The following is a 26,398-nucleotide window of genomic DNA, read 5'->3' as shown; positions in this document are numbered from 1 at the left end:
TCATGCACCCCACCAAGTCGATTACTGAACGTGTTTGCCAAGCCCTGGGGTTTGAAGGCCTGGCGTTGTTGATCTGTACACCGCTGCTGGTCTGGATCACCGGGCGGCCGGCCCTGGAAATGGGCGCGGTGACCCTGGGCTTGAGCCTGTTGGCGCTGACCTGGAACATCATTTTCAACAGCCTGTTCGACCGCCTCAAGGTGCGCCTGCGACTCTCGGGTGGCGGTTGGACGCGGGTGTTGCATGCGCTGATGTTCGAAGGCGGACTGATCATCGTCGCGGTGCCGTTGATTGCCGCGTGGCTCAACATCAGCCTGATGCAGGCGTTTATGCTCGATATTGGCGTGCTGCTGTTCTTCCTGCCTTACACCTATGTGTATCACTGGGGGTATGACGTGATCCGGGAAAAAGTCGTACAGCAGCGCCTGCCTAGCCAAGCTTGAGCCCGGCGACAAAATCCAGGAACGCCCGCACCTTGGCGGCGGGCAAATGCCGCGACGGGTAGTAGGCGTACAACGGAAAACGCTCGTCCGGCCAATCCGCAAACAACTCCACTAACCCGCCGGCCTTAAGCGCCGGCGCCAGCCCGAGGTCGAGCATCTGCGCCACCGCGTGCCCGTGTTCGCACACGCTGTACAAGGTGCTGGCATCGTTGACCACCAGGCGACCATTGGTGCGCACGATCAGCTTTTCGCCGGGGCGGTGGAATTCCCAGGCAAACGGACGACCGGTTTGCGAGTCGCGAAAGTCCAGGCACATGTGCCCGGTTTCCAGGTCTTGCGGGACTGTGGGGCGACCGTACTGCTCAAGGTAGGCCGGGGAGGCCAGGGTCAGCACGCGCACTTCCATGAGCTTGCGGGCGATCAACGAGGAGGATTGCGGGATGCCGAAGCGAATCGCCAGGTCGAACCCGTCGGCCACCAGGTCACCGAGTTGGTCGCGGGTGTGCAGGTCCAGTTGCAGGTGCGGATAAAGGCGCATGAAGTCGCCGAGTACCGGGCCTAACACCAGCCGCGAGAAGTACGGGTCGATGTTCACCCGCAGGCGCCCGCGCACGGTCAATGCACTGTCGGCAGCGGCGTTGGCGGCGTCTTCGAGGCCGGCCAGCAGTGGGGCGATTTCCTGGTAGAAACGTCGCCCCTCGTCGGTCAATTGCACTGAACGGGTGGTGCGGTCGAACAGGCGGATGCCCAGGCGTTTTTCCAGACGGGAAATCGCCCGGCTGACCCCCGACGGGGTCATGTCCAGGCTGTCGGCGGCGCGGGCGAAACTGCCGCTGTCGACCACGGCCGCCAATACGCCCATGCCGCCGGCCAAACCTGGATCAAAACTCATCGGTGATTGCCTGTCAGTGATCTGAAGGCATGGATGCTAGCGCAGAATGTTCAGAGAAACATGCCGCCCGAGGCCTCGATGCGCTGGCCGGTGATCCAGTTGCTGCCATCGGCCAGCAGCGTGGAAATCGCCCCGCCGATGTCGTCCGGCAAACCGGCGCGCCCCAGGGCCGTATTGTTGGCCACCATCGCATTCACATCCGGGTTGTCGCGCACCGCGCCGCCGCTGAAATCGGTGGCAATCGCGCCGGGAGCCAGGGTGTTCACGGTGATCCCGCGCGGGCCCAGTTCCTTGGCCTGGTAGCGCGACAGCACTTCCACGGCGCCTTTCATCGAGGCATAGGCCGCATACCCCGGCAGACTGAACCGCGCCAGGCCGCTGGAGATATTGATGATGCGCCCGCCATCGCGGATCAGCGGCAGCAGTTTTTGCGTGAGGAAAAACGGTGCCTTGAAGTGGATCGCCACCAGTTGGTCGAACTGCGCTTCGGTGGTCTCGGCAAAACTGGCGTGGGCGCCGATGCCGGCGTTGTTGATCAGAAAGTTGAAGTGATCCTGTGCGAATACATCCTTGAGCAAGCGGCGGACTTCACCGACAAAGCCATCGAAGCGGCCACTCTGGCTCACATCCAGTTGCAGCATGGCGGCGCGGCCACCCAGGGCTTGAACCTGCTCGACCACCGCTTGGGCTTCAGCTGCCGCACTGTGGTAGGTGCCGATGATGTCAACGCCCTGTGCCGCCAGGTGCAACGCGGTGCTTTTGCCCAGGCCACGGCTGGCGCCGGTGATGAGTGCGATTTTACGGGTCATGGTGCGGTCCTCTCAGGTGATCAGTGGCAGCGAGTGTATTTATTCGCCCATAACGTGATAAACAGCGCTATACCGGAATCACTGGCCGGATAAGGCGAACAATCCCATGAACAAACTTGAGCTGCTGCGCACCTTTGTGCGCGTCACCGAACTGTCGAGTTTCACCCAGGCCGGCGAGAGCCTGGGCCTGCCGCGTTCTACCGTGTCGGAGCATGTGCAGGCGTTGGAGGAATTGCTCGGCGCACGTTTGTTGCAACGCACCACGCGCAAGGTGCAGGCGACCCAGGATGGCCGTGTGCTGTATGAGCGCAGCAAGGACTTGCTGGCGCACATGGAAGAGTTGGAAGGGTTGTTTCGCCAGGATGAAGCGCAACTGACCGGCCGGATTCGCGTGGACATGCCCAACGTGATGGCGCGCGGCATGATCCTGCCGCACTTGCCGCTGTTCATGGAGCGCCATCCGCTGATCCAACTGGAAATCAGCAGCTCGGACCGCCAGGTGGACCTGATCGCCGAAGGCTTCGACTGCGTGTTGCGGGTGGGCGCCCAGCCCGATCAAACCGTGGTGGCGCGCCGGGTGTGCAGCATGCCGATGGTCAACTGCGCGAGCCCGGCCTACCTGCAACGCCATGGCGTGCCGCAGACCCTGGCGGACTTGGCGGATCATCAATTGGTGCATTACGTACGGCCGTTGGGCGCGCGTTCGTCCGGCTTCGAATATCAGGCGGGCGGCAAAGTGCAGCGGGTGCCGATGGCCGGGCGTGTCACCGTCAACAGCACGGATGCCTACCAGGCGGCGTGCCTGGGCGGCTTCGGCATTACCCAGGTGCCGCTTCTGGGGATTCGCACCTTGTTGGCCAATGGCGAACTGGTGGCGGTGCTGCCGGATTACCCGGCGCCGCCGCTGGACGTGTCATTGCTGTACGCCGGCCAGCGGCATTTGCCGTTGCGGGTGCGAGTGTTCATGGACTGGTTGGCGGCGACCTTGCAAGCCCACCTCTAGCGCCGTGCCGACAACTGCTGCGGCGCCAGGAACGCGTCGTGGAAATAATCGCGCACCGCCTGCATTGCCGGGGTAAACGCGCGCTCGCGGTGCCAGGCCAGGCCCACGCTCATCGGCGTCACTGGATCGGTGACCGTGAGCGTTTCGATGCGTTTGCCTTCCAGGGACCAGGGCCGGTGCACCAGGTCCGACAGGATCGCCACGCCGCTGCCGTTGGCGACCATGCTGCGCACCGCCTCCACCGAACTGGTGCGCAGGCGCACCTTGGGCGTCTGCCCGGCCTGTTCCCAATAGCGCATGGCGCTGTGTTCAGCCTCGTCGACCGTGAGCAGGATATACGGCTCCTGGGCCACATCCGCCAGGCTCACGGCGCCACGTTCGCACAAGGGATGATGGCTGGGCAGCCACAGGCGGCGCTCTGAATTGAACAGGATTTCCGAGACGATATCCGGGTGGGTCAGGTTGGCAGTGAGTACCACCGCCATGTCGAACTGGCCGTCGAGCAGACCCTGTTCGATGGCCTGGCGTTCCTGCTCGAAGACTTCGATGGTCACGTCCGGGTGCCAGTGTTCCAGGCGTTGCAAGTGGTGCGGCAGGAAGTAACCGAGCACCGTGTAACTGGCGGCCAGGCGCAGCACGCCACGGGCGCGGTAGTCGGGCAGCGGGCTGTTCAGCGCGTCATCGACACTGCGCAGGATCACGTAGGCACGGTTGAGAAAATGCCGGCCCGCGTCGGTCAGGTTCATGCCCTGGGCCGAACGCACGAACAGCTGCACGCCGAGCATCGCCTCCAGCTCCTTGATCGCCGTGGTTACCGCCGATTGCGAGATGTTCAGGTGAATGGCCGCCTGGGAAATCTGGCCGATTTCGGCGGTGGCGACGAAATAACGAATCTGGCGCAAGGTGAGGGACATCAGTCTCTCCAAAACATAGGGCTATCTGATTTTCAGAAGATGGGCCATCTGATAATAGATCTTCCCAAGGGGTCAAGCCGCAGCCTACTTTTCGTCCATCACTTAGGCGGAGCGACTTTGATGCAGGCAGTGGATTTCAACTCAGACATGGGCGAAGGCTTTGGCCCCTGGACCATCGGCGACGGCGTCGACGCGGAGCTGATGGCCTACATCAGCTCGGCCAATATCGCCACTGGCTTCCACGCTGGCGACCCCGGCACCATGCGCCGCACCGTCGAGCGCGCCAAGCAACTGGGCGTGGCCATCGGCGCGCACCCGGGCTTTCGCGACCTGGTCGGTTTTGGCCGTCGCCACATCAACGCACCGGCCCAGGAACTGGTGGACGATATGCTCTATCAGCTCGGCGCCCTGCGGGAAATCGCCCGCGCCCAAGGCGTGACCCTGCAACACATCAAGCCCCATGGCGCGCTGTACATGCACCTGGCCCGTGATGAAGAAGCCGCGCGGCTGCTGGTGCAGAACCTGCAAATCATCGAACCGACGCTGTTGTTGTACTGCATGCCCAACTCGGTGATCTGGCGCGTGGCCAAGGAGTTGGGGCAGCCGGTGGTGCGGGAGTTTTATGCCGACCGTGAGTACGATCTGACCGGCTCCATCGTGTTTACCCGCAACGTACGCGCGCTGGATCCGGCAACGGTGGCGGCGCGCGTCCTGCGGGCTTGTCAGACCGGGCTAGTAAGAACCGTGGAAGGTGAAGACCTGTTTATTGAATTCGATTCCATCTGCCTGCACAGCGACACGCCGGGTGCGCTGGAGCTGGTAGAGGCGACCCGCGAAGCGTTGGACCGAGCGGGCATCACCGTCAAAACACCCCAATAAAAACGATCCCTCAATTTTTTCGCCTGCCTTTCTACAATGATTCCAAGAGGAACAGACATGGCTGAAACATCCCCCATCCGCTACAGCTTCGGCGGTGATGAACACCTGTTTGCCGAGGTCAGCGACAGCATGTCCCTGGAGGCCTTTTTCAAAGGCATGGCCGTGACCCGCGCCGTGGAGCGCCTGGCGTTGGAGGGTGTGCTGGATGTGTGCCTGGCCAATGCGTCGTTCCAGATCCGCTTCGACCCCGACCGCATCGCGCCCCATGTGCTGCTCGACGCGGTGCAGACCGCCGAAGCCCAGGCCGTGGCTGAGCGCACCTTGCACACACGCATCATCGAAATCCCGGTGCTGTACAACGACCCGTGGACCTTTGAGACCCTGATGCGTTTTCGCGACCGCCATCAAGACCCCAGCGGTACGGACCTGGAGTACGCCGCGCGCATCAACGGGCTGGCCGATGTGGAGGCGTTTATTGCCGCTCACAGTGGGGCGCCGTGGTTTGTGTCGATGGTCGGGTTCGTGGCGGGCCTGCCGTTCATGTTCCAAATGGTCGAGCGCGAACGGCAGTTGCAGGTGCCCAAGTACCTGCGGCCACGCACCGACACGCCCAAACTGACTCTTGGCCATGGCGGCTGTTTTGGTTGCATCTACTCGGTACGCGGTGCCGGCGGTTACCAGATGTTCGGCGTGACCCCGGCGCCGATCTACGACCCGGCGCAGCAACTGGCCTACCTCAAGGAACACATGGTGTTCTTCCGTCCTGGCGATATCGTGCAGTTCACACCCATGGACCGGGAGGCCTACGACCTGGCCGTTGCCGAAGTCGACGCAGGACGTTTCGACCTGCGCATCCGCCCTGTGGAATTTTCCCTCGATGCTTTTCTCGCCGACCCCATCGGTTATCCGAAATCCCTGCAGGAGGCGCTGGCATGATCAAGGTCCTCAAACCCGGCCTCGCCACCTCCGTGCAGGACCTTGGCCGCGAAGGCTATTACCACCTGGGCATCCCGCCGTCGGGTGCATTGGATCAATACGCGTTGAGTGCGGCCAACCATTTGGTGGGCAATCCCGTCGGTGCGGCGGGCCTGGAATGCACATTGATCGGCCCCGAGCTGGAGTTCCAGCAAGACGCGCTGGTAGCCCTCAGCGGCGCCTTGATGTCGCCGCGCCTGGACGGTGAAGTGGTGCACCAGGACACCGCGTTCCAGGTGCGCGCCGGGCAGGTGTTGCGCTTTGAGTTTCCCAAGGCGGGCGCGAGGACTTATCTCGCGGTGGCCGGTGGCATTGACGTGCCGTTGGTGCTCGGCAGCCGCTCGACTTATACCCTCGGCGCGCTTGGCGGATTTAGCGGGCGGCGCTTGCAGGAAGGCGATGAATTGCCCATCGGTACAGCCAGTGGCACGGGCCGGGCGGGCAACAGTCTGCCGATGGCACTGCGCCGATCAGTGGGCGGCGACGTGACCCTGCGTGTGGTGCCGGGGCTGTATTACGAGCGCCTCACTGATGCGGCCAAGAGCAGCTTCTTTGCCGAACCCTGGACCGTGGGTTCCGAAGCCGACCGCATCGGTTATCGCTTCAAGGGCGGCAGTGCGTTGAGCTTCCAGCCACGGGAGCAGCCGTTTGGCGCGGGGTCGGATCCGTCGAATATCGTCGACAGTTGCTACCCGATTGGTTCGATCCAGGTGCCGGCAGGATTGGAACCTATAGTGTTGCACCGGGATGCAGTGTCGGGCGGAGGCTACGCGATGATCGGCACGGTGATCAGCGCCGACCTGGACCTGATCGGGCAGATGCAGCCGAACCAGCGGGCGGGGTTTGTGGCGGTGACGCTGGAAGAGGCGTTGGAGGCGCGGCGGGTGTACAAGAAGCGGTTGAAGATGATGTCGGGGTTGTTCGCCGGCTAAAAAGTGTGGGAGCTGGCAATCCAGCTCCCACATTTTGCTCGGTGTTGTGTCAGAAAAGTTTGGTAAACAGCCAGTACAAGCTGCCCGACAACAGGATGGCCGCCGGCAACGTCAGCACCCACGCCATCGCCAGATTACGGATCGTGCGCATCTGCAACCCACCGCCATTCGCCACCATCGTCCCCGCGACACCGGACGACAACACGTGGGTGGTCGACACCGGCAGCCCATACATATCCGCCGCGCCGATGGTCAGCATCGCCACCATTTCCGCCGAAGCGCCCTGGGCGTAGGTCAGGTGCGTCTTGCCGATCTTCTCGCCGACGGTGACCACGATGCGCTTCCAGCCCACCATAGTGCCCAGGCCGAGGGCGATGGCCACGGCGATCTTCACCCACAGTGGAATGAAGCGTGTGGAGCTGTCGATCTGTTGCTTGAACAGTTGCAGCTTGCCCTGGGTATCCGCGTCGAAATTGCCGACTTTGCCCTTGTCCATCAGGCGGATGGTTTCGCTGGTCAGGTACATGTCGTTGCGCACGTTGCCCACGGCTTCGGCGGGCACTTTGGCCAGGGAGCCGTAGCCTTTCACCTCATCACCGATCTGCCCGGCCAGGGCGGCGAGGGCGGGGACCAGTTCCGGCGTGGCTTCCTTGGTGCGCACGTAGGTCGAGAGGATCGGGCGCGGGTCGCCGGCCAGTGCTTGCGGCGCACTTTTCACCAGGGCGACCTGGGTCACTTCGGCCACCGCCGCAAACTGCAACGACTGCTCGGCGGGCATGGTGCGGTTCAGCGCGTAGGCCATCGGCAAGGTGCCCACCAGGATCAGCATGATCAGGCCCATGCCTTTCTGCCCGTCGTTGGAACCGTGAGCAAAAGACACGCCGGTGCACGTGGCGATCAGCAGGCCGCGAATCCACCACGGTGGCGGGGTGTCGCCTTTGGGTGCCTTGTACAGCGCGCGGTTCTTGACGAACGCGCGCAGGGCCAGCAGCAACATCGCCGCAAACGCAAAGCCGATCAGCGGCGACAGCAGCAAGGCGTAACCGATCTTGATCGCCTGGCTCCAGTCCACACCGCTCGTGCCGTCACGCCCGTGCATCAAGGCATTGGCCACGCCGACGCCGATGATCGAGCCGATCAATGTGTGGGACGACGACGCCGGCAAACCCAGCCACCAGGTACCGAGGTTCCACAGGATCGCGGCGATCAACAGGGCAAAGATCATCGCGAAACCGGCGGAAGAACCCACCTGCAAAATCAACTCCACCGGCAGCAACGCAATGATGCCGAACGCCACCGCACCGCTGGAAAGCAGCACGCCAAGGAAGTTGAAAAAGCCCGACCACACCACCGCAAAATGCGGCGGCAGCGAGTTGGTGTAGATCACCGTCGCCACGGCGTTGGCGGTGTCGTGGAAGCCGTTGACGAACTCGAACCCCAGGGCGATCAACAGTGCCACGCCAAGCAGCAAGAAGGGCGTCCAGGTGGTGAGTTGGGCGCCCATTTCGTGCATGTCGTGCATCAGGCTGTAGGCGGTGAACAGCAGGCCCATGGCGAGCACGGCAAAGAAGATGATCACCGTCACCAGGCCGGGTTTCTTGTCCAGCCTGGGTTTGGGGTCTGCGGGAGACGCGTGGGGGGAGGCAGTCAGGGAAGGGGTGGCCATGCCGGAGCATCCATGTTGGGAGGATGTCGTTCATGATCATTGCAAGATGTTACAGAGATGCTGCCATATATCAGTGTTTAGGTGATTGAACCGGCCGCTGGTCAGTAATCCTTGCGCTTCCTGAACGCCCAGCGCCCGGCGATCAGGGTAAAGGTCGCGACCAACGCCACCAATATCCAGAAGCCTTCCGGGTCTTGGGAAAGCGGCACGCCGCCCACGTTCATGCCGAAAAAACCGGCGATGATGTTGATCGGCAGCGCCAGCACCGTCACCACCGTGAGGGTGAACAGCGTGCGGTTGCTTTGCTCGTTGAGGTTGGCGGCGATTTCTTCCTGCAACAGCTTGATGCGTTCACCCAGGGCCATCAGGTCGTTGATGATCAGCGCGAACTCCTCGGTGGATTTGCGCAACTCCTTCACGTCTTCCTTTTGCAGCCATTGCGGCGGGCGGTTGAGCAGGCGCAACAGCGAGCCCGGCTCCAACGCCAGCAAGCGTTGCAGGCGCACCAGCACCCGGCGTGCGGCGCCCAGTTCAGCACGGTTGGTGGACAGGCGTGAGGACAGCAACTGGTCTTCGATATGGTCGACGCTGATGCTGGTCTTGCGTACGATCTGGGTCAGTACTTCACCCTGGTCGCGCAGCAAATGCACCAGCAAGGCCAGCGGCGAACGAAAGCTTTCACCAGCCTTTACCGACGAGCGCAACTTGTCTACCGAGTGCAGCGGTTGTAGGCGCGCGCTGATCAGCAGGCGGCTGCGGGCGCAGACCCACAGCGTGGAAATGTCCGACGAGACCATGCTGCTGAAGTTGAACACCACATCGTTGACCACCGCCAGCAAGGCCGAGTCGACGTGTTCGATGCGCGTGGAGCGCGAGCCTTCATGCAGGGCTTCGAAGAATTCTTCCGGCAGGTCCAGATGGGCCTGCATCCAACGCTCGCACGCGGCATGGGCGAGGTTCAGGTGCAGCCACAAAAACTCCTCCGGGTCGCCCGGTTGGCGCAACGCCTGGAGCGCCGCCGCCGAATCTATCTGCTCACCCTTTTCCCCTGGGCGAAAACGAAAACCGTAGAGCAAGCCAAACAGGTCGGAATCCTGGTGGCTGTGATCGATGCTGTGGTTCATGAGGGCTCGCAGAAAAAGCGCCTGTAGGAGATTTCACAGGTTCGCATGCGCGAATCATTGCAAGGGGATTTGACAGTTTTGTGACGGTTTTGAATTTATTTCGTTGCGATGACATTTATTTGACCGTTTGTCAGGAACCGTTCAAGAAGGCTCTAATTCGGCCGATTCAGGGCATCAAGAACCGCTGTGGATGGGCGGTGCCTTTTGATGACAAGGACGTTAGGCGTGCATGCACCAATTCCTTGTATCGAGGCTTTTCCCCGATGAATGTTTTGCGAACCTCCTTGAGAGCACAAATCCTGTCGCTGCTCGGTGGCAGTCTGTTGGCGATGCTGTTGATCGCCCTGGCCTGTTTCAACTTTTTGTCCAACGGGGTGCAGAGCTATCGCAGCTTGATCGATGGGCCGCTGCTGACTTCACAATTGATTGACGAGGCCAACCTGCAATTCAAGGTGCAGGTGCAGGAGTGGAAAAACGTCCTGCTGCGCGGCAAACAGCCCCAGGACATGGAGAAATACTGGGGTCAGTTCCAGGACCGCCAACGCGATGTGCAAGGTATCCTCACCCGGTTGGTCACCCAGACCAGCAGCGACCCGAGCCTGAGCCGACGCATTGAAACCCTGCGCCAGGAACACCAGCAACTCGGCGTGGCTTACCAGAAGGGCCGCGATGCCTATGTGGCCGCCGGTGGCGATGCAACGGCCGGCGACACCGCGGTAAAAGGGGTGGACCGCGCCGCCAGTGAGCAGATGAGTGCATTGGTCAGCGACCTGCGCGAACAAGGCAGCCAGCAATCCAAGGCCATCAGCGCCTATGCCGAACGCACCGTGCTGGTGGGGCTGGCGATCATGCTGTTGTCGGGTGTGTTGATCGGACTGTTCAGCCTGTGGCTGATCAACCGCAACCTGATCCTGCCGATCCGTGGCTTGATCGACTACGTGACGCAACTGAGCCATGGTCGCTTTGCTGAGCGTGTTGCCAGCCGTCGTCAGGATGAGCTGGGCGACCTGGCCGCTGCCGCGAATACCTTGCGCGACTTCCTGGCCGAAACCTTCAGCCGTTTGCAGCGCAGTGCGACCGACCTGGTCAGCGCCAGCGGCGAGTTGAATGCCATCGCCGGGCAGATGGCGACGGGCACCAACGATCAATTCAACCGTACCGACCAAGTGGCCACGGCCATGACGGAAATGTCGGCCACCGCCCAGGAAGTCGCGCGCCACGCCGCCAGTGCCTCCCGCGCGGCAGACGAGGCCGATCACTCGGCCCGCGAAGGCGGTGAAGTGATGAAAGTCACGATTGCCACCATCGGCCAGATGCGTAACGAGATCCTTAATACCGGCACCATCATCCGCCGCCTGGAAACCGACAGCGTGCGCATCGGCAAGGTGCTGGAAGTGATTCGCGGCATTGCCGAACAAACCAACCTGCTGGCGCTCAACGCCGCCATTGAAGCGGCACGCGCGGGTGAAGCCGGCCGGGGTTTTGCGGTGGTGGCCGATGAAGTGCGCAGCCTGGCGCAACGCACGGCAGCATCGATCATCGAGATCAACGGGATTATCGAAGCGGTGCAGACCGGCGCGGTGGATGCCGCTGAAGCCATCGTGAGTGGCCAGTCGTGCAGCGATGAGAGCGTGGAGAAGGTCACACAGGCCGGCGCCATGCTCGCGCACATCACCCAGGCGGTGGAGGCGATCCGCGACATGAATCGTCAGATCGCCACGGCGGCCGAAGAGCAGACCTCGGTGGCCGAGGACATCTCGCGCAACATCACGCAGATCACCACGGTGGCGACGGCCAACCTGGATAACGTGCAGCGCACCGAAGCAGCGAGCCACAACCTGCGTGGGTTATCGAGCGAGTTGAATGAAGTGACGGCACGTCTGGGCGCCTGATCGGGCATAAAAAAACGCCACCCTTGGGTGGCGTTTTTTTGCGTGTTCAACTCAAGTATCGAGTTTGTTTTCCAGCACTTCGCTGGTTTTGGCATCGAGCTTCACGTCCCACTTTTTGCCGGTGGTGTCGGTCAGGTCGACTTCGTAGACCAGGCGGCCGGCTTCGTTATCCAACTCGGTGTCGTTGATCACGGCGCCGGGGTGTTTAGCCAGGGCGTCTTTGTTGAGCTGCTCGAAAGGCTTCACCGCACCCGATTGCAACAGGCTTGGAATCTGGTCCGGGCGAACATCGGCCTGGGCCAGGCCGGCGGTCAGGGTCAGAGCAGTAGCGGCGAACAAAGCGGTCAGGGTTTTCATGGTGTGTGTCCTTCTGGTGAGCTGTTTAAGTGGCGCCAGATTAACCAGCGCAACTTAACTCATCCTTAATGGCACACTGACTACATCAATACTTATAGTCGTTCAGCAGATCTTGCACGCTGGACGACGGCCAGCGCTTGTAGAACTTCAGCAGTTCGGCGGCGCGGTTGGTGAAGATGCCATCGACGCCGGCCTTCATCACTTTGTCGAAGTCCACCGGCTCGTCGACGGTGTAGACGTGCACCAGCAAGCCCTTGTCGTGGGTCAGCTTGTTCATCTCCGGTTTGACCAGGTCTGAATAGCTCTGGTCGCCGTGGTGGGTCAGCTCAGCCGAGGGACCGGTGCCGATGGCGCCGAGGCTCTTGGCTTCGTCGACCCACTTTTCAAACTCGGCCGCGTCTTTCGGCTCTTGCTTGGCGTAGTAGGCGGCCTTGGTGGTTTCGCCGGACTCCGCGAACGTCTGCTTGTTCTTCGGCTCGATGCTGCCTTCACCCACCCACAGCAGCAGGATTTTCGGGGTGTTCGGCATTTCTTTCTGCAGCTCTTTCAGGCTGGCCACTTCGAAGGTTTGCAGCACAACGCGACCCTTACCCTGGCCGACGCCAGTGTTGCTCTTGCCCAGCTTGGAACCGGCGGAGCTCAGCCAGCCTTTGTCGAGCAGCTTGTTCTTCAGGTCGGCTTCGATGCCTGGGAATTGCTTGGGCTCCTTGGTTTCGATGTACAGGCCGGGTTTGTGCTGCGGGTTGCCTTCGGCGATCTTGATGATGTCGTCCAGGCTCTGGATTTTCAGGCCGACGAAGCCTGGGCGCGCACGGTCCGGGTACGCGGCGTTGAACCAGCTGCCGGCGTCGAGGGTTTGCAGTTCTTTCCAGGTGAACTCGTTGGCTGGAGCGTCCTTGCGATCCGGGAACTTGGTGGCCACGTCGGTGGTGCGCTGCAGGTTGTTGTCGTGCAGGGCGAACAGCACGCCGTCCTTGCTGCGCTGCAGGTCCATTTCCAGGTAGTCGGCACCCAGGTCGCGGGCGATCTTGTAGGCGGCGGCGGTGGATTCCGGTGCATCGAAGGAGGCGCCACGGTGGGCGATCACGGCCGGGTACGGAATGCCTTCATTGGTTGCCAATTCAGCCGGGCTGATCGGGTCTTGCGCATGTGCCTGGCCAAGGCCGAGCATCAGGGCGAGCAGCAGGGCGCTCTTGGTAAACGTGACAGGCATATGCGAAGTCCTTTCGTGGAGGTAGCTTTGAGAAGGCCTCCTTTTTAACAATTGATTGCGAAAGGCGCTATCACCAAACCGACATTAACGTGCGCAGGCTTCAATTTTCTCGGATTTTTTGCCAGGCATTGCAGTATTCTTGCCCGAAGCTGCCCCGTTAGAGGGCGGTACTTTCCGCCACGCGTGTAAACCATCTTTCCAGTCCCTGTGGGACTTTTCAGTGAGGTTTACCATCCGCATCACTTCCGAACTTATCTGCCAGGCTGCCGACCAACTCCACGGGTTTGTTGGCCTCAACCGCAAGACCGGCCAGTACATCGTGCGTTTCAGCGAAGACGCCTTCGGCATGGACGTGGCCGATGACGGCATCATCCCCACCGCCGAATTCGTCTGGCTGCCGGCCCCGGAGCAGACCATGACCCTGTCCCGCGAGCGCATCCAGTTGCTGCTGGACCAGAACATCGACGACCGCATCAACATCACCGAGCCGTTGCGGGTGTATATGCGCCGGGTGGAGATACCGCAGATCAGTGCGTTGCGCAGTCTGGTGAGCTAATCCTGTGGCAAGCCCGATCACCACAGGAAGCCACAACAAGTCCGATCACCACTGGGTTTATTTGCTTTCGAAGGCGTAGGCCCGTTCGACTTTGCACACCCTGGTCTGGAAGGCCGAGTACCAGGCAGCGCGCCCCTGTTCGCGCACCGTCCGGTGTTCAGCCTGCTGCTTCCAGGCCAGGATGGCCGCCTCACTCTCCCAGTACGACACAGTAATGCCCAGGCCGTCTTCCCGTGCGGACTCCACGCCGAGAAACCCCGGTTGTTCACGCGCCAGTTCCAGCATGCGGCTGGCCGCCTGGCCGTAGCCTTGATCGCCTTCGGTGCGCAGTGAGCTGAAGATCACCGCATAGTAGGGCGGCGAAGGTGTGCGGGCGATCATGCAGACACCGCCTGGCAAGCCTTGAGCAGGGCCATCGCCAAGGGCGGGGTAATGCCTGCCAGCGCGGTACGTTCGGGCTGGAACAGGGTGGCGACGAAGAACGGGTGATCGAGCAGCTCCACCGCGCGCAGGTCACCTGCGCAATCGTGGCCGCTGGGGATCAGGTCGCCTTCGAGCAAGGCACCGAGGAACTCGGGGTTCACGCCATAACGGCAGCGATAACCTTCTTGCACATCCAGGGTGCCATAGGCTTCGGCGATCCGGGTGTAGGGCGCCAGGCGCACGGTGTCGGTGGCTTCCACCAGGGCGCAGCTCAGCGGTGCGATCACGGCGCGCTTGGCGTGTGGCTCGAGTTCGCCATGTTCGGCATCCTTCCAGCCCAGGACATTGCGTGCGTATTCCAGCACGGCATGCTGAAAACCGCCGCAGGTGCCGAGGAAAGGTCGGCGTTGCTCGCGGGCAAACTGGATCGCCCGCATTGCGCCTTCAGTGTCGCGGTAAGGGCTGGCGGGGACGCACCAGAAACCGTCGAAGTCATGCAGTGATTGGGGCAGGTTATCGGTATCGAGCCACTGCACATGAACGTTCAGGCCGAGGGTCTCGGCCGCCTGTTGCAGCGCCACAGGGATGGCCTGGTGGGCGATGACATCGGGGTTGTAATCGCCGATCAGAGCGAGGTGCAGAGGCGTGGTTTTCATCGTGTTCATCCCATGGCTTGTGGTGTCCTGGGGCGCACTATAGATTGGCGCTCACGCAATCAATATTGGCGTTTTAGCACATGCTCAATGCAGTCACGCACTATTCAATCGACTACCCGGACCTCGCGCTGATCCTCGCCTTGGTGCGCGGCGGCACACTCGCACGAGCGGCCGCGTTGTTGCGGGTAGACGTGTCCACGGTGTTCCGTGCGGTGCGGCGCCTGGAGGCGGCGCTGGGTCAGACGTTGTTCGAAAAAAGCCGCGCCGGCTACCTGCCCACCAGCCTGGCAAGCCATCTGGCGCAGCAGGCGGAACGCGCCGAGCAGGCGCTGGAGGCCGCGCGCATTGGTGTGGAGCAGGGCGGTGAAGTGATCAGCGGCACGGTGCGCCTGACCTGTACTGACTCGGTGCTGCAAGGCTTGCTGTTACCGGCGCTGGCGCAGTTCATGCCGCAGTACCCAGCGTTGACCCTGGAACTGAGTACGTCGAATGATTTCGCAAACCTCAGCCGCCGCGACGCGGATATCGCCCTGCGCCTGACCCGCACGCCGCCGGAGCATCTGGTGGGCCGGCGCCTGGGCAATGTGGCGTATCAGGTGTGCGCCAGTCCGGGTTTCGCCCAACAGCACGAAGGCCGCGAGCTGGCAGACCTGCCCTGGATTGCCCCGGATGACTTTCTGCCCGATCACCCCACCGTCGTCTGGCGCCGCGAGCAACTGCCGGGCGTGCGTCCCAGCTATCGCTGCAACAGCATGTTGTCGGTCACCGAACTGGTACGCGCGGGGTTGGGAGTGGCGGCGTTGCCGGACTTTCTATTGGGCAACGGCCTGCAACCGCTGGGCCCCGCATTGGCGGGGCACGACACGGCGTTATGGTTGCTCACACGCCCCGATTGTCGAGCGCTGCGCTCGGTGGTGACGCTGTTTGACGAGCTGGGGCGACACCTGCGGTTACCTTAGGTTTTTCGCACAAAGTGCTCGTGCATTTCGCTAGTCAGGCTTTCGATGTGTTCTGTCAGCTGTTTGGTCATTTCCGTCAGCCGGGTGTTTTGTTCGAGCAGTTCCAGCAACTGTTTGGTGGTTTGCGCGGCCTGGGCCTGGCGCTCGGTGTTGGCGATGGCCAGGGCTTCACGGTGTTGCGCGTCGGCATCTGACTGCGCTTTGTCGCGAGCCGCCTGGCGGGTCTGGGCCAGCAGGATCAGCGGCGCGGCATAGGCCGATTGCAGGCTGAACGCCAGGTTGAGCAGGATAAACGGGTACACGTCGAAGTGCGTGACGCCGGTCATGTTCAGCACCACCCACAACACCACGATGGCGGTTTGCGCGCCGAGGAAGGTGGGCGTGCCGAAGAATCGGGCGAACGCTTCGGCCTTGAGCGCAAAGGTGTCGTTGCCGAAGGTCGGTGCCAGGTGGGCATGAGGGCGGTGGAAACGCAGGTGGTCGACGGGAGCGGTTTCGGTCTTTTCTGGGGTCATGGCAGGCTCGGATCATTTGCTTGAAGACAAGCAAGCACTATAGACCGAGCCCCCAGCGCTCCGTATGAAGATCGGGTCAGTTGCCACCGCGCTCATTGGCGAATGCACTCACCGCTTGCACGGCCTCGCTGGTGCCTTCGCGGATCTGCACGATGACGGTACCGGCTTGGTTAGCCAGCTCCACACCCAGGGCGGCGCGGTCGCGGGTGCCGTCCATGCTGTGGATGGCCTGGCGGGTTTCGTCCTGGATCATCGCGATCATGCTGGAGATTTCCGCCGTGGAGCCGCTGGTGCGCGCAGCCAGTTGCCGCACTTCATCGGCCACCACGGCAAACCCGCGACCTTGCTCGCCGGCCCGCGCCGCCTCGATGGCGGCGTTGAGCGCCAGCAAGTTGGTCTGGTCGGCGATGCCGCGAATGGTGTTGACGATGGCGGTGATCTGCTGCGAGCGCTCGCCCAGCTTGGCGATCAGCTGCGAGGAGCCGTCGATGTCCGCCGCAATATCGCGCATGCCGCTGGCGGTTTGCTGGATCACTTCGGCGCCTTTTTCGGCAATGTCCCGGGTGTTCAGGGAGATGTGGTACGCCTGGGCCGCGCTGGCGGCGTCGGCGGTATGTTGCTGCACCATGGCAGTCACGTCGGAGGCGAACTTGACCACTTTGCACAGGCGCCCGCCGGCGTCGTACACCGGGTTGTAGTTGGCTTCGAGCCACACGGCCTGGCCGTTCTTATCCACCCGTTCGAACTGGCCGCTGAACATTTCGCCTTGGTTCAGGCGCTTCCAGAAGTCGCTGTAGGTCGAGCTGCTGGCCACGGCCGCGCTGCAGAACATGCGGTGATGCTGGCCCTGGATCTGCGCCAGGGTGTAACCCATGCGCTGCAGGAAATTGGTGTTGGCCGTGATGATGGTGCCGTCGAGGTTGAACTCGATCACCGCCATGGCGCGGCCGATGGCGGCCAGTTTGGCATTGGCTTCGCTTTCAGCCTGCAGGCGCGGCGTGACGTCCATGGCGTACTTCACCACTTTGGTGACTTGGCCTGCTTCGTCACGCACCGGGTTGTAGCTGGCCTCCAGCCAAACCGATTGGCCATCGCCCGCCACCCGTTCAAAGGTGCCTGACTGGAACTGGCCATTACGCAGGTTCGACCACAACTGGTTGTACTCGGCGCTGCGGGCGAATGCGGGGGTGCAGAACATACGGTGGGGCTGGCCCTCGATCTGCTCGGCGCGGTAGCCCATGGTCTGGAGGAAGTTGGCATTGGCCCGCAGCACGGTGCCGGACAGGTCGAATTCGATCACCGCCATGGACCGCTCGATGGCATCCAGCAGGCTGGCCTGTTGGGCGACGGTGTGTTGCAGGGCATTGATGGTTTTTTTATGGGCGTTGAATAGCATGTTCGGGTGCTCGGGCAAGCAAGCTACTGGATTTCCTTGGGTATGCGCCTGCCCCCGTAAGGCATTCGCTATACGGTTGACTTGCTCATTGTCAGCTTCCTTGTGCCGACAGCGGGGGTGGAACAACGGGTTCAGAGTGATCAGCCTGGCAAGAAGTTCGCCTCAGGGGCAGGACCTTTTTTGGGTAGCCGACAAGTGGTGGCATTATGCTTTCTCCTCGCGCACAGGCAGGAAGATTCAGACGAGGAGTCGTAGGACAACCTCAGGCGGAATGAGCGATCACTGCTTCGCTGATGTTGACCCGGTTGCGTCCGGTGTCCTTGGCGGCATACAGCGCCCGGTCCGCCGCATTCAGCCACATGGCGGCGTCGGTAAAGAAGGGTTGGAAATCAGCCAGGCCGATGCTCAGGCTCACGCGCAGCTCAGGGATCTGCGGGTTGCGGTAATTGCTGAAGGTCTCGCGCATGCGTTCCATCACCTGTGCCGCCTCTTCCAGCGGAACTTGCGGAAGAATCACGCAGAACTCATCGCCCCCGTAACGCCCGGCCAGGTCGTTTTCACGCAGGTTGCGTCGCAGTTCCAGGCTCAGTTGGCGCAGGACGGCGTCGCCGACGATGTGGCCGTGAGTGTCGTTGATCTGCTTGAAGTGATCGATATCGATCAAGGCGATGGTGGCGTGGCTTTGCTGCTGTTGGCACTTATGAAATTTAAGGTGCAGCAAGTCTTTCCAGGAGCCGTGGTTCAGCAGGCCGGTGAGGCTGTCGGTTCGGCTGAGGGCACTGAGTGCGCGTTTGTGTTCCGATAATTTGATCGCCAACTGGTAGCAGACCGTGCCGATGGCCATGGGGTAGAGCGTCAGCATCGGCAGGCAGGTGTAGACCTGGGTGAGGCTGACGTTGGGGTTGAACCGGATGCCGAAAAGCGCGCACGCCACCCCGATACCGGCCATTTGCGCCAGCAGCCCGCGCAGGAACAGCCGCTTGCCACCCGCTGCCACGTTGTTCATGGTCATCATGGAAAGGATGGTGACGGTTGTCAGTGGTGTGAACTGCGTGGCAGCGGCCCAGAACCCGCCGAACAATGAGTCGTACAACAGGTTGCGTTGCTCGGTCTGATAGGGGAATTGCGACCGCACTGAGAGTTGGTAGGCCACATGCGCCCAGGCGAAACCGTTGAACAGCAGGAATACCCAGACCCAGCCCGGCATTGCGAGCGGATAAAGTGCGCCTGTGACACTGATGCAGCCGATGCCCAAGCCGATAATCCTTGGCTTGTAGATACGTCTGGCAAATGAAAGCCCTTTGCCTCGTCTGTTTTCCATAATTTCCTGGAGCCGTTCTTTTTCTGCAGGTGCGGCAAGATGCGTCAGCGGGTCGAACCGTTGATCGGATAATAGTTGTGAATATTGTCAGTTATTCGCGTGGGAATAATCAGTGTCCTTCCAAGCCATTTGTGTAGGACGGCGTGCGAATATGTCAAAAACGACCAGGAATGTCGTTCACACATCAGGTTTTTACGGTTGGCGGGATTGGCTGACTTCGTAGCCGGCCAGGAACAGGTCGATGGCCGACTCGATAACACTGGCCTGACTGGCGGCGTCCAGGACCGGCTGCCCCAGGGTAATCTGCGGCCAGAAGGCAAACGCCTTGAGCAGGCTCTGAATCTGGTGGGCGGCAAAGGCCGGGTCGCTGCAATTGAGTCGACCGTCTTCCTGGGCTGCACGTACCCATTGGGTAAAACCTTCTTCGCGCTTGCTCAGGCGGGTGACCATGTCTTGCGCACGCTCCGGCGAATGGATGGTGGCGGCGATGGCGACCCGGGCCAGGTCGAGGAAATTGGCATCCGCCATCATCTTCATCTTGGCCTCCAACAAGCCGCGCAATTGTTCGCGCAGCGGGCGGTCGCTGGCGTAGCTGACGTCGAGTTGGGCCACACTGCTGGCCCAGAGTTGATGAAGAATTTCAGCGAACAACTCTTCCTTGCTGGGGAAGTGGTTGTACACCGTACGCTTGGAAACGCCGGCGGTGGCGGCGATTTTGTCCATGCTGGTGACCTCGAAACCGTTCTCGCGAAATTCAGCGATGGCCGCGGCCACGATGGCTTCTCGTTTGCGGTCGGTGAGGCGTTGAGGGGCAGTCATGGAGGGCGCTCGGCTGGTCAAGGAAAGTTACACTCGGTAGTTTACTTGCTGTGTATTTTGTTGCAATCTTGAAACTACACTGTGCAGTGTAATTCAAGAGCGGTCTGTAGGAGTCACCTGTAAATGGCCACGATTTCGTCCCGTGTCGATTCTTCGCCGGCAGCGCCCAAGCAAGACCTGGGGCACTTCAGCAACGAGGCGCCCGTACAGCAGGGCGGCTTCGGCAAGACCTTGCGTATTTTCTGGAACATGCTGTTCAACAAGCCGCGCAGCACGCGGCCGGTGGGGCAGATTCCGGTACAACCGCTGACCCGCGAGCAGTTGCTGGCGGCGCCTGATCACAGCGTGTTCCGCCTCGGGCATTCCACTGTCTTACTGAAAATGCGCGGCAAATTCTGGGTGACCGATCCGGTGTTCGCCGAGCGTGCGTCGCCGTTCAGTTGGGCCGGCCCCAAGCGTTTCCACCAGCCGCCGATCAGTCTTGAAGAGCTGCCGCCGCTAGAGGCAGTGATTCTTTCCCACAACCACTACGACCATCTTGACCGCAAGGCTGTCGTCCAATTGGCCGATAAGACCCGCTATTTTCTCGCGCCGCTGGGTGTCGGGGACATTCTGGTGAAATGGGGCGTGGACGCCAGCAAAGTGCGCCAGTTGGATTGGTGGCAGGGCACTGAGGTGGACGGCATTCGGTTTGTTGCCACGCCAGCGCAGCATTTTTCCGGGCGCGGTCTGTTTGATGCCAACCAGACCTTGTGGTGTTCCTGGGTGATGATCGATGGGGCGCGGCGGATTTTTTTCAGCGGCGATACCGGTTACTTCGACGGCTTTAAACGCATCGGCGAACAGTACGGCCCGTTTGACCTGACGCTCATGGAAACAGGTGCTTACAACGTCGATTGGCCCCACGTGCACATGCAACCTGAGCAAACCCTGCAAGCGCATATCGATCTCAAAGGCCGCTGGTTGCTGCCGATTCACAACGGCACTTTCGACCTGGCGTTCCATGCCTGGCACGAACCGTTCGACCGCATCATGGCCCTGGCCTGGGAGCGCAACGTGTTTATCACCACACCGCAGATGGGCCAGGCGTTCAGTTTGAACCAGCCTGAGCGCGGGTATGCGTGGTGGCTGGAGGTGGAAAATCAAGGTGCAGAGGAGCGCCTCGTCAGCTGAAGGAAGAGGCGTCGGAAAAAGGAGTTTTCAAGCTGTTTCAGAGCTGCGACAGACGCCAGTCAACGGTGCGATGATCCCCGGAAAGTCATTTCTCGGGGACGGTTTTTATGGAGAGTAAGTGTCAGAAATATTGGCAGGCGGGTCTGGCTTGCCCGACGGGCCAACCTGCTTCAGTGCTCGCTGAAGCGTCTGGCCTGGCGACTACGCTCAACGAGCAAGTGAATCCGCGAGGTATCGCTTTTGGTGTCGAGCCGCTGGCTCGTGACAACCCAGGGCGAAGCGTCCCCATTCCTGGATATGACGCGCCAAGTCTTCCCCTGAAACCCTCGCGGGACCCGTCGCTGTCACTGATTGCCTTGAGTGGAGTTGATCCTTCTGGGCCTGTGATGGTGGAAGTCCCCCTGGTGGAAAACAACACGACCTTCACGGCGGATCACGCGCTCGGCGGCAGACGCGTGGGGTTTGCCGAGCGGTTTGTGGGGGGTAGCCAACATGAGCAGATCGAGCACCCCCCCTCTTTCCTGAGAGCCTTGGATGTCTTGCGCCGGTCTGGAACCGAGCTGGTACCGGTGCCTGCGCACCGGGCCAACCACACCCTGCATTCGCGCAACGAAATCGACGAGCTGGTGCGCGCATTCCGCCTGGACGCGTTGGTTTCCGACAGCCGCAGCAGCGCATTCCACGGAGCGTGCTGGAGTGGTTATCCAGGGTTTTGCGAGCCCCTTGGGGAGGGTGCGACGCTGTGGTTCTACGGCGCACGATGGGCCAAGGATTGGTTGCCGGCCTTGGTGCAGGGGTATCGACGCGCTCGTCGCGCGGCGGATCTGCTGGCTGAGCCACCCGCTGCGTTGAACTATCCCACACGCTGAATCGCCTGCGTCGCGCTGCCTGAGAGGAGTGGAGTTTTTAGACTGGGCCACGGATCAACGTTGGTCCTTCTTCATTTCTTACTCCTCAGGAGGTCGTATGTTAGGTATCGCGTATGGGATGGGCTCCATGGTCCGGCAAGTCGTACAGTCCTTTGCTGGAGACTACTCACCCGCTGCTTCAACACCCGTGCCCGCTGGCACTGAGTACCTAAGTGTCAAAGAGCTTGGCACGCAAATGGCCCAGCCGGGCGGACTCACCTCGGCCAGTCTGGTCGCTTACCTGCAGGAGCGGATCGGCAGGTTGGATCCGCAACTCAGCTCCGTCATAGAGCTCAACCCCAAGGCACTTGAGACTGCGCGTGAGTTGGACCGTGAGCGAGCCAGCGGCAAGGTGCGCGGGCCACTGCATGGCATTCCCATCTTGCTCAAGGACACGATCGAAACCGAAAGTATGCAAACCAGTGCCGGTGCGTTTGGGTTGGTCGGTGCTGCGGCCGGCAAGAATGCCCCGTTGGTGGATTACCTGATCAAGCAGGGCGCGGTGATCCTCGGTAAAACCAATATGACTGAAATGGCGGGGTTCCGTGGAGGTCCGGATGGCTGGAGCAGTCGGGGCGGGCAGACCCGAAATCCTCATCAATCAGATGCCGATGTTGGGGGGTCCAGCTCGGGTTCTGCCGCTGCTGTTGCAGCCGGGTTGGCGCCCTTGGCGGTGGGGGCGGAAACCAACGGTTCGATCATTGTGCCGGCAGCACGCAACGGTATTGTCGGGCTCAAGCCCACTGTCGGCCTGTTGGACCGCAATGGGATTATTCCCGCGAGCCATCATCAGGACACACCGGGCCCGATGACGCGTTCGGTGTATGACGCTGCCCTGATGCTCAATGCCATGTCTGGCGTTGATCCTAAGGACCCGGCAAGTGTGGGAGCGCCTCAAGGTATCGATTACACGCAGTTGCTGGTTCCAAGCGCTTTGAAAGGCAAGCGTATCGGCTATCCCGCCACGTTCTCCAAAGAGGGTGAAACCTTGCCTGTGGAGAACAGCGCGCAGTTCAATCGGACACTGGAAGTGCTTCGCGAGCAAGGCGCGGTGTTGGTGCCGGTCAACCTGCGGCTGGCTGATGCCTCGCGCTACGACGAGTTGCTGCTCTCGGATGTGAAGGAGGAGCTGAACACCTACCTGGGCAAACGTTCGGGGTTACCGGTCAAATCGTTGACCGAGTTGATCCGGTTCAATGATCTACGTGACGGCAGTGAGACGGATCATCAGCCAGTGCTCAAGGAAATCAGCGCCTCAACCCTGACGCCAGAGGAACGCAAGCCACTTTGGGATGCGCTCATTCAGGATTTCAGAAACACGATCGATGACCCGATCAAGGCAGAAAACCTGGACGCGATGGTGTCGGATTTCGACACCAATAGTTACTTCGGTGTCGCGGCGGCTGGCTATCCTGGAATCGCCGTACCGTCTGGTGTAGATGAGGATGGCCTACCCACCAGTGCCTACTTTTTTGGTACCCAATGGACCGAACCCACCTTGCTGGCAGTGGCCCATGGGTATGAGCAGGCCGCTCAGGTAGCGGTTAAACCGGATCTTTGATGCCATAACGTGCCGCTGGGGAGCGATGCGACAGGTTGGGCCCCAGGGCCAGGCGTGCTGTTTCGTAGGCGTCCCAGTCGAGGCTGTCGGGCAATGACGGGATGGTCACCTTTTCGCCCTGGGCAAGGCCTGCCAGTGCCGCATCCACCAGATTTTCCGTGCTCATGACGATGGTGTCGGGAAGGTTGTTCACGGGCAGCCCCGCAACATCCCAGAACTCGGTGGCGGTGGCGCCTGGCAGCACCACTTGAACACTGACCCCCTTGTCACTCAGCTCATGGTCGAGGGATTCGCTGAACGCCTGCACAAAAGCCTTGGTGCCGGCGTACACACCATTCAACAACTTAGGCGCGACCGCGACGATCGACCCGATGTTGATCAGGGTGCCACGACCCTGGGCGACAAAATTGGTCGCGGCGGCTTTTGCCAGGCGGGTGAGCGCGAGGACATTGAGCAGGATCATGGCGTCCATCTTGTCCGGGTCAGAGGCCAGCAATGACGCCGTCGCACCAACGCCGGCGTTGTTCACCAGCAGGCTGATGCGGCTGTCTTCAAGCAGAATCTGTTCAATGCGTGCCAGGTCGGCAGGCAAGTTGAGATCGGCGGCCACTACCTGGATGTCCCGTTGGGTCTCGACTTTCAGTCGGGCCGCCAGTTGGTCGAGTCGTTGCTGATTGCGTGCCACCAGAATCAAGTCGTAACCCTGGCGAGCCAGACGGTCGGCATACACGGCACCGATCCCGGACGAAGCTCCAGTGATCAGGGCATAACCTTTGGATTGAGTCATTGCAGTTGCTCCAGAAGGGCTGGGGAAGGGCGGCCTTGTTGGAGCCAAGATTATGGGTGTAATGTATTGGCTGCAATGTCGTATATCCCTCCTTTCGGGACATGAGGTTTCGCCATGGTATCCATCGGTATTCTGCTGTTTCCCGGGTTCCAGATGCTCAGCCTGGGCACCAGTACCGTGTTCGAATTCGCCAACTTCGAGTTGGACCAGCCGTTCTATCGCGTGGACCTGTTGTCGGAACATGGTGGGCCGATCAAAAGCTCCATGGGCTTCGCCATCGCTACCATGCCCTTCGGCCAACAGCACTACGACACATTGCTGGTGGTGGGAGACAACGAACTGCTGCAAGCAACGCCCGGCATGCTCACTTACCTGCAGCAAGCCATGCTCACTTCGCGTCGCGTGACATCGGCCTGCACCGGCTCCTTTTATCTGGCCGCCGCCGGGTTGCTGGAGGGCCGCAAAGCGACGACCCATTGGTACCACGCCCACACCTTTCGTCAGGCCTACCCGAATGTACGGCTGGAGGAAGACCGGATCTTCACCGTCGATGGCCCGCTCTGGACCTCCGCCGGCCTGACCGCCGCCCTCGACCTAGCCCTGGCCTTGGTCGAGCATGACTTGGGTGTCGAGGTTGCACGTGCAGTAGCGCGTAAATTGGTGGTCTACCATCGCCGTGCAGGCGGCCAGTCGCAATTTTCCGCACTGTTGGAAATCGATCCCAAATCCGACCGCGTGCAAACCGCCCTGGTCTACGCCCGGCAGCACTTGCAGGACGATCTCTCAGTAGAGCAGTTGGCTGAAGTTGCGCACTTGAGCCCGCGCCAATTCAGCCGATTGTTCCGTGCCGAAACCGGCCAGTCACCCGCCAAGGCTATCGAGCGGTTGCGCATCGAGGCAGCCCGCCTGCTGCTTGAATCTGGCGATCACTCCATTGACATCATCGCCCGCGAAACCGGCTTCGGCGACCCGGAGCGCATGCGCCGCGCCTTCCTGAGGGCCTTTGGCCAACCGCCGCAGATGATGCGTCGGGCGCTGCAACTGCAGGCTTGAGGCTTCCCGCATTACGCTAAAGCCCTTGGATAGGAGTGCTCTGCTCGGGTGGCAATCAGGCAAACAGCACTTCGATACGCCCCTGAGCACGAGATGCAGGCGCTGCACTGATAACGATCTGCACATCACGTCCTAACAGTGATAAGCACTCGAGCATTTTTGCCTCACTGATGCCTCTGAACTTTCCGCGAAGCATTTCGGAAACCTTCGGTTGTGACAAACCAAGGATGACCGAAGCCTGAGACTGGGTGAGATTACGGGCTTTGAGGATCTCGCCGATCTTTGCCGCGAGCTGCGCCTTGACCTGCATTTCACTGGCATCAGGTTGGCCAATATCCTCATAGACATTGCCACTGCTTGCTTCAATCTCAATCGCCTTGTGATGCTTGTGCATGATCCTGCGCCGCCTTGAGTCGCTGTTTGATCAGTTGTGTATCGTGTTGCGGGGTTGCAATGCCTTTAGTCGACTTTTTCTGGAAGCAATGAAGCACATAGACAGCAGAGCCAAACCTAACGGTGTAAACCCCTCGATAAGTATTGCCGTCGAAATCCTCGACGATCTCCAACACAGCATTACTGGCAAACCCTTTCAACGCCTTTGCCTGTGAATGCCTACCACCCTCCTGAGCAAGGTGCAGCGCAAAGCCAAATACGTCTTGCACAGCGCAGGGCATCAATTGGAGATCTTTTTTGCTAGCGCCCACCCACAAGAGTGGCTTCCATGAACTCATGAGAGAATATACCTAAATAGGGATAAGCGTGAGTGCAGGCTGAAAATTTACTCTGCCGTCTCAAATGCAACTTCAGTGGGGGGTGTGAGCAACGATCCCCTCACACTCATCCCCCACCCCGGCGCAAACCCTGGGAAGAACACCAGCCCTTCAGCCTCCAACCGAAACGCCAAGGCCAGGCGGGTTTCATCACCTACGTCATGATGGTGTTCAAACTGTTGAACCGCTTCAACCGCCACACCGGCCTGGCAAGCCAGGTCTTCCCGGCTCCAGCCCAGCATCGCGCGGGCCTGAACGCTGTGCTTGGCGGTGAATTGATGCAGGACGATCTGCTGTTCTACGAAAGAGCTCATTGCCAGAGAGGGCATGGGTTTTCTCCAGGTTCGACGGGGGAGGACAAACTATACTGTGTTTTTGTACAGTTGTTTTGACCGCTCATCA

General features: G+C 60.9%; 28 protein-coding genes and 2 pseudogenes. 12 read left to right on the top strand and 18 right to left on the bottom strand.

All coding sequences use genetic code 11. The features are described 5' to 3' along the window. Positions 1 to 2: 2 nt before the first annotated feature. Positions 3 to 443 carry a multidrug/biocide efflux PACE transporter gene (locus OZ428_RS26395; protein WP_269131811.1) on the top strand — a complete coding sequence of 147 codons (441 nt, stop codon included), beginning with the start codon at positions 3 to 5 and terminating at the stop codon, positions 441 to 443. Here OZ428_RS26395 and OZ428_RS26390 read toward each other — a convergent pair. Together OZ428_RS26390 and OZ428_RS26385 are read right to left on the bottom strand one after the other, a co-directional pair. Beyond that, on the bottom strand, positions 430 to 1,335 hold the full coding sequence (locus OZ428_RS26390; protein WP_038850605.1) for a LysR family transcriptional regulator: 906 nt from the start codon (positions 1,333 to 1,335) through the stop codon (positions 430 to 432). The two genes, OZ428_RS26395 and OZ428_RS26390, sit on opposite strands and share 14 nt — an antisense overlap. Before the next feature lie 50 nt (positions 1,336 to 1,385). Then, positions 1,386 to 2,144, bottom strand: coding sequence for an SDR family NAD(P)-dependent oxidoreductase (locus OZ428_RS26385; RefSeq protein WP_269131810.1), 759 nt, complete (start codon positions 2,142 to 2,144; stop codon positions 1,386 to 1,388). Between the two features lie 106 nt (positions 2,145 to 2,250). Between OZ428_RS26385 and OZ428_RS26380 the strand changes: the two genes are divergently transcribed. Then, the gene (locus tag OZ428_RS26380; protein ID WP_269131809.1) at positions 2,251 to 3,147 is read left to right on the top strand and encodes a LysR family transcriptional regulator; all 897 of its coding nucleotides are present in this window, start codon (positions 2,251 to 2,253) and stop codon (positions 3,145 to 3,147) included. On the opposite strand, the gene OZ428_RS26375 is transcribed toward OZ428_RS26380, so the two are convergent. Beyond that, positions 3,144 to 4,061, bottom strand: a complete 918-nt coding sequence (locus OZ428_RS26375) for a LysR family transcriptional regulator (protein ID WP_016978327.1) — start codon at positions 4,059 to 4,061, stop codon at positions 3,144 to 3,146. The two genes, OZ428_RS26380 and OZ428_RS26375, sit on opposite strands and share 4 nt — an antisense overlap. 120 nt (positions 4,062 to 4,181) lie before the next feature. Here OZ428_RS26375 and OZ428_RS26370 point away from each other — a divergent pair, with 120 nt between their 5' ends. Genes OZ428_RS26370 through OZ428_RS26360 form a run of 3 tightly spaced genes read left to right on the top strand, consistent with a single transcriptional unit; the run spans position 4,182 to position 6,847 of the window. After that, positions 4,182 to 4,940: a 5-oxoprolinase subunit PxpA gene (locus tag OZ428_RS26370; protein WP_122685439.1), complete on the top strand. Its 759-nt coding sequence runs from the start codon at positions 4,182 to 4,184 to the stop codon at positions 4,938 to 4,940. Between the two features lie 57 nt (positions 4,941 to 4,997). Then, a complete protein-coding gene (locus OZ428_RS26365) occupies positions 4,998 to 5,876 on the top strand; it encodes a 5-oxoprolinase subunit B family protein (RefSeq protein WP_177074018.1) in 879 nt (292 codons plus the stop codon). Continuing rightward, a complete protein-coding gene (locus OZ428_RS26360; protein ID WP_269131808.1) occupies positions 5,873 to 6,847 on the top strand; it encodes a biotin-dependent carboxyltransferase family protein in 975 nt (324 codons plus the stop codon). The genes OZ428_RS26365 and OZ428_RS26360 overlap by 4 nt, the downstream gene beginning before the upstream one ends. Before the next feature lie 49 nt (positions 6,848 to 6,896). Here OZ428_RS26360 and OZ428_RS26355 read toward each other — a convergent pair whose 3' ends face one another. Together OZ428_RS26355 and OZ428_RS26350 are read right to left on the bottom strand one after the other, a co-directional pair. Continuing rightward, positions 6,897 to 8,513 (bottom strand): inorganic phosphate transporter, encoded by a 1,617-nt coding sequence (locus OZ428_RS26355; protein WP_269131807.1) that lies wholly within the window; start codon positions 8,511 to 8,513, stop codon positions 6,897 to 6,899. Between the two features lie 101 nt (positions 8,514 to 8,614). Then, the gene (locus OZ428_RS26350) at positions 8,615 to 9,637 is read right to left on the bottom strand and encodes a transporter (protein WP_016978332.1); all 1,023 of its coding nucleotides are present in this window, start codon (positions 9,635 to 9,637) and stop codon (positions 8,615 to 8,617) included. A 263-nt stretch (positions 9,638 to 9,900) separates the two neighbouring features. Between OZ428_RS26350 and OZ428_RS26345 the strand changes: the two genes are divergently transcribed. Further along, positions 9,901 to 11,529, top strand: coding sequence for a methyl-accepting chemotaxis protein (locus tag OZ428_RS26345; RefSeq protein WP_269131806.1), 1,629 nt, complete (start codon positions 9,901 to 9,903; stop codon positions 11,527 to 11,529). A gap of 51 nt (positions 11,530 to 11,580) precedes the next feature. On the opposite strand, the gene OZ428_RS26340 is transcribed toward OZ428_RS26345, so the two are convergent. Both OZ428_RS26340 and OZ428_RS26335 read right to left on the bottom strand, forming a co-directional pair. Further along, entirely contained in the window at positions 11,581 to 11,886 is a 306-nt protein-coding gene (locus tag OZ428_RS26340) for a PepSY domain-containing protein (protein WP_033896270.1), read from the bottom strand. Between the two features lie 85 nt (positions 11,887 to 11,971). Further along, on the bottom strand, positions 11,972 to 13,099 hold the full coding sequence (locus tag OZ428_RS26335; RefSeq protein ID WP_033896267.1) for a glycerophosphodiester phosphodiesterase family protein: 1,128 nt from the start codon (positions 13,097 to 13,099) through the stop codon (positions 11,972 to 11,974). A gap of 232 nt (positions 13,100 to 13,331) precedes the next feature. Between OZ428_RS26335 and OZ428_RS26330 the strand changes: the two genes are divergently transcribed. Further along, complete coding sequence (locus tag OZ428_RS26330) at positions 13,332 to 13,655, top strand: DUF2025 family protein (RefSeq protein WP_033896266.1); 324 nt, start codon at positions 13,332 to 13,334, stop codon at positions 13,653 to 13,655. 57 nt (positions 13,656 to 13,712) lie between these two features. Here OZ428_RS26330 and OZ428_RS26325 read toward each other — a convergent pair whose 3' ends face one another. Continuing rightward, positions 13,713 to 14,036 (bottom strand): antibiotic biosynthesis monooxygenase family protein, encoded by a 324-nt coding sequence (locus tag OZ428_RS26325; protein ID WP_269131805.1) that lies wholly within the window; start codon positions 14,034 to 14,036, stop codon positions 13,713 to 13,715. Continuing rightward, entirely contained in the window at positions 14,033 to 14,734 is a 702-nt protein-coding gene (locus OZ428_RS26320) for a CTP synthase C-terminal region-related (seleno)protein (RefSeq protein WP_269131804.1), read from the bottom strand. Before OZ428_RS26320 ends, OZ428_RS26325 begins: the two co-directional genes overlap by 4 nt. A gap of 80 nt (positions 14,735 to 14,814) precedes the next feature. On the opposite strand from OZ428_RS26320, the gene OZ428_RS26315 reads away from it, so the two are divergent. Next, a complete protein-coding gene (locus OZ428_RS26315) occupies positions 14,815 to 15,693 on the top strand; it encodes a LysR family transcriptional regulator (RefSeq protein ID WP_269131803.1) in 879 nt (292 codons plus the stop codon). Here the strand turns inward: OZ428_RS26315 and OZ428_RS26310 are convergent. The 5 genes and pseudogenes from OZ428_RS26310 to OZ428_RS26295 all read right to left on the bottom strand — a co-directional run bounded on the left by OZ428_RS26310 (position 15,690) and on the right by OZ428_RS26295 (position 19,744). Continuing rightward, positions 15,690 to 16,208, bottom strand: coding sequence for a DUF1003 domain-containing protein (locus tag OZ428_RS26310; protein WP_033896262.1), 519 nt, complete (start codon positions 16,206 to 16,208; stop codon positions 15,690 to 15,692). The two genes, OZ428_RS26315 and OZ428_RS26310, sit on opposite strands and share 4 nt — an antisense overlap. A 76-nt stretch (positions 16,209 to 16,284) precedes the next feature. After that, a pseudogene (locus OZ428_RS34760) lies at positions 16,285 to 16,719 on the bottom strand (methyl-accepting chemotaxis protein); the annotation flags it as partial. Positions 16,720 to 16,836: 117 nt separating this feature from the next. Further along, positions 16,837 to 17,604, bottom strand: a pseudogene (locus tag OZ428_RS34755) (PAS domain-containing protein); the annotation flags it as partial. Positions 17,605 to 17,866: 262 nt separating this feature from the next. Then, positions 17,867 to 18,925: a diguanylate cyclase gene (locus tag OZ428_RS26300; RefSeq protein ID WP_269131801.1), complete on the bottom strand. Its 1,059-nt coding sequence runs from the start codon at positions 18,923 to 18,925 to the stop codon at positions 17,867 to 17,869. A 192-nt stretch (positions 18,926 to 19,117) separates the two neighbouring features. Beyond that, on the bottom strand, positions 19,118 to 19,744 hold the full coding sequence (locus OZ428_RS26295) for a TetR/AcrR family transcriptional regulator (protein WP_033896259.1): 627 nt from the start codon (positions 19,742 to 19,744) through the stop codon (positions 19,118 to 19,120). Between the two features lie 123 nt (positions 19,745 to 19,867). Here OZ428_RS26295 and OZ428_RS26290 point away from each other — a divergent pair, with 123 nt between their 5' ends. The 3 genes from OZ428_RS26290 (at position 19,868) to OZ428_RS26280 (ending at position 23,386) form a co-directional block, all read left to right on the top strand. Further along, positions 19,868 to 20,917, top strand: coding sequence for an MBL fold metallo-hydrolase (locus OZ428_RS26290; RefSeq protein ID WP_269131800.1), 1,050 nt, complete (start codon positions 19,868 to 19,870; stop codon positions 20,915 to 20,917). A gap of 386 nt (positions 20,918 to 21,303) precedes the next feature. Then, on the top strand, positions 21,304 to 21,786 hold the full coding sequence (locus OZ428_RS26285; RefSeq protein WP_269131799.1) for a hypothetical protein: 483 nt from the start codon (positions 21,304 to 21,306) through the stop codon (positions 21,784 to 21,786). Positions 21,787 to 21,883: 97 nt separating this feature from the next. Beyond that, on the top strand, positions 21,884 to 23,386 hold the full coding sequence (locus tag OZ428_RS26280) for an amidase family protein (protein ID WP_269131798.1): 1,503 nt from the start codon (positions 21,884 to 21,886) through the stop codon (positions 23,384 to 23,386). On the opposite strand, the gene OZ428_RS26275 is transcribed toward OZ428_RS26280, so the two are convergent. Continuing rightward, positions 23,370 to 24,173 (bottom strand): SDR family NAD(P)-dependent oxidoreductase, encoded by an 804-nt coding sequence (locus OZ428_RS26275; RefSeq protein ID WP_269131797.1) that lies wholly within the window; start codon positions 24,171 to 24,173, stop codon positions 23,370 to 23,372. The two genes, OZ428_RS26280 and OZ428_RS26275, sit on opposite strands and share 17 nt — an antisense overlap. 114 nt (positions 24,174 to 24,287) lie before the next feature. Between OZ428_RS26275 and OZ428_RS26270 the strand changes: the two genes are divergently transcribed. Further along, positions 24,288 to 25,226: a GlxA family transcriptional regulator gene (locus tag OZ428_RS26270; RefSeq protein WP_033901940.1), complete on the top strand. Its 939-nt coding sequence runs from the start codon at positions 24,288 to 24,290 to the stop codon at positions 25,224 to 25,226. A 55-nt stretch (positions 25,227 to 25,281) separates the two neighbouring features. Here OZ428_RS26270 and OZ428_RS26265 read toward each other — a convergent pair whose 3' ends face one another. From OZ428_RS26265 to OZ428_RS26255, 3 genes are read right to left on the bottom strand one after another with little or no spacing between them, the layout of a single operon-like run. Further along, entirely contained in the window at positions 25,282 to 25,620 is a 339-nt protein-coding gene (locus OZ428_RS26265; RefSeq protein ID WP_033901939.1) for a helix-turn-helix domain-containing protein, read from the bottom strand. Beyond that, on the bottom strand, positions 25,595 to 25,957 hold the full coding sequence (locus OZ428_RS26260; RefSeq protein WP_269131796.1) for a type II toxin-antitoxin system RelE/ParE family toxin: 363 nt from the start codon (positions 25,955 to 25,957) through the stop codon (positions 25,595 to 25,597). The genes OZ428_RS26265 and OZ428_RS26260 overlap by 26 nt, the downstream gene beginning before the upstream one ends. Positions 25,958 to 26,004: 47 nt before the next feature. Further along, on the bottom strand, positions 26,005 to 26,325 hold the full coding sequence (locus OZ428_RS26255; RefSeq protein WP_269131795.1) for a helix-turn-helix transcriptional regulator: 321 nt from the start codon (positions 26,323 to 26,325) through the stop codon (positions 26,005 to 26,007). Between the last annotated feature and the right edge of the window lie 73 nt (positions 26,326 to 26,398).

The organism is Pseudomonas sp. GXZC, assembly GCF_026967615.1.
GTDB classification, from domain to species: Bacteria; Pseudomonadota; Gammaproteobacteria; order Pseudomonadales; family Pseudomonadaceae; genus Aquipseudomonas; species Aquipseudomonas azotoformans_A.
This window is presented reverse-complemented; position numbering and strand designations above follow the sequence as displayed.

What these genes read in the sequence shown, in the direction of transcription:
- OZ428_RS26395 (WP_269131811.1), top strand. Translation starts at nt 3, where the DNA reads ATGCACCCCACCAAGTCGATTACTGAACGTGTTTGCCAAGCCCTGGGG.
- OZ428_RS26390 (WP_038850605.1), bottom strand. Translation starts at nt 1,335, where the DNA reads ATGAGTTTTGATCCAGGTTTGGCCGGCGGCATGGGCGTATTGGCGGCC.
- OZ428_RS26385 (WP_269131810.1), bottom strand. Translation starts at nt 2,144, where the DNA reads ATGACCCGTAAAATCGCACTCATCACCGGCGCCAGCCGTGGCCTGGGC.
- OZ428_RS26380 (WP_269131809.1), top strand. Translation starts at nt 2,251, where the DNA reads ATGAACAAACTTGAGCTGCTGCGCACCTTTGTGCGCGTCACCGAACTG.
- OZ428_RS26375 (WP_016978327.1), bottom strand. Translation starts at nt 4,061, where the DNA reads ATGTCCCTCACCTTGCGCCAGATTCGTTATTTCGTCGCCACCGCCGAA.
- OZ428_RS26370 (WP_122685439.1), top strand. Translation starts at nt 4,182, where the DNA reads ATGCAGGCAGTGGATTTCAACTCAGACATGGGCGAAGGCTTTGGCCCC.
- OZ428_RS26365 (WP_177074018.1), top strand. Translation starts at nt 4,998, where the DNA reads ATGGCTGAAACATCCCCCATCCGCTACAGCTTCGGCGGTGATGAACAC.
- OZ428_RS26360 (WP_269131808.1), top strand. Translation starts at nt 5,873, where the DNA reads ATGATCAAGGTCCTCAAACCCGGCCTCGCCACCTCCGTGCAGGACCTT.
- OZ428_RS26355 (WP_269131807.1), bottom strand. Translation starts at nt 8,513, where the DNA reads ATGGCCACCCCTTCCCTGACTGCCTCCCCCCACGCGTCTCCCGCAGAC.
- OZ428_RS26350 (WP_016978332.1), bottom strand. Translation starts at nt 9,637, where the DNA reads ATGAACCACAGCATCGATCACAGCCACCAGGATTCCGACCTGTTTGGC.
- OZ428_RS26345 (WP_269131806.1), top strand. Translation starts at nt 9,901, where the DNA reads ATGAATGTTTTGCGAACCTCCTTGAGAGCACAAATCCTGTCGCTGCTC.
- OZ428_RS26340 (WP_033896270.1), bottom strand. Translation starts at nt 11,886, where the DNA reads ATGAAAACCCTGACCGCTTTGTTCGCCGCTACTGCTCTGACCCTGACC.
- OZ428_RS26335 (WP_033896267.1), bottom strand. Translation starts at nt 13,099, where the DNA reads ATGCCTGTCACGTTTACCAAGAGCGCCCTGCTGCTCGCCCTGATGCTC.
- OZ428_RS26325 (WP_269131805.1), bottom strand. Translation starts at nt 14,036, where the DNA reads ATGATCGCCCGCACACCTTCGCCGCCCTACTATGCGGTGATCTTCAGC.
- OZ428_RS26320 (WP_269131804.1), bottom strand. Translation starts at nt 14,734, where the DNA reads ATGAAAACCACGCCTCTGCACCTCGCTCTGATCGGCGATTACAACCCC.
- OZ428_RS26315 (WP_269131803.1), top strand. Translation starts at nt 14,815, where the DNA reads ATGCTCAATGCAGTCACGCACTATTCAATCGACTACCCGGACCTCGCG.
- OZ428_RS26310 (WP_033896262.1), bottom strand. Translation starts at nt 16,208, where the DNA reads ATGACCCCAGAAAAGACCGAAACCGCTCCCGTCGACCACCTGCGTTTC.
- OZ428_RS26300 (WP_269131801.1), bottom strand. Translation starts at nt 18,925, where the DNA reads ATGGAAAACAGACGAGGCAAAGGGCTTTCATTTGCCAGACGTATCTAC.
- OZ428_RS26295 (WP_033896259.1), bottom strand. Translation starts at nt 19,744, where the DNA reads ATGACTGCCCCTCAACGCCTCACCGACCGCAAACGAGAAGCCATCGTG.
- OZ428_RS26290 (WP_269131800.1), top strand. Translation starts at nt 19,868, where the DNA reads ATGGCCACGATTTCGTCCCGTGTCGATTCTTCGCCGGCAGCGCCCAAG.
- OZ428_RS26285 (WP_269131799.1), top strand. Translation starts at nt 21,304, where the DNA reads ATGGTGGAAGTCCCCCTGGTGGAAAACAACACGACCTTCACGGCGGAT.
- OZ428_RS26280 (WP_269131798.1), top strand. Translation starts at nt 21,884, where the DNA reads ATGTTAGGTATCGCGTATGGGATGGGCTCCATGGTCCGGCAAGTCGTA.
- OZ428_RS26275 (WP_269131797.1), bottom strand. Translation starts at nt 24,173, where the DNA reads ATGACTCAATCCAAAGGTTATGCCCTGATCACTGGAGCTTCGTCCGGG.
- OZ428_RS26270 (WP_033901940.1), top strand. Translation starts at nt 24,288, where the DNA reads ATGGTATCCATCGGTATTCTGCTGTTTCCCGGGTTCCAGATGCTCAGC.
- OZ428_RS26265 (WP_033901939.1), bottom strand. Translation starts at nt 25,620, where the DNA reads ATGCACAAGCATCACAAGGCGATTGAGATTGAAGCAAGCAGTGGCAAT.
- OZ428_RS26260 (WP_269131796.1), bottom strand. Translation starts at nt 25,957, where the DNA reads ATGAGTTCATGGAAGCCACTCTTGTGGGTGGGCGCTAGCAAAAAAGAT.
- OZ428_RS26255 (WP_269131795.1), bottom strand. Translation starts at nt 26,325, where the DNA reads ATGCCCTCTCTGGCAATGAGCTCTTTCGTAGAACAGCAGATCGTCCTG.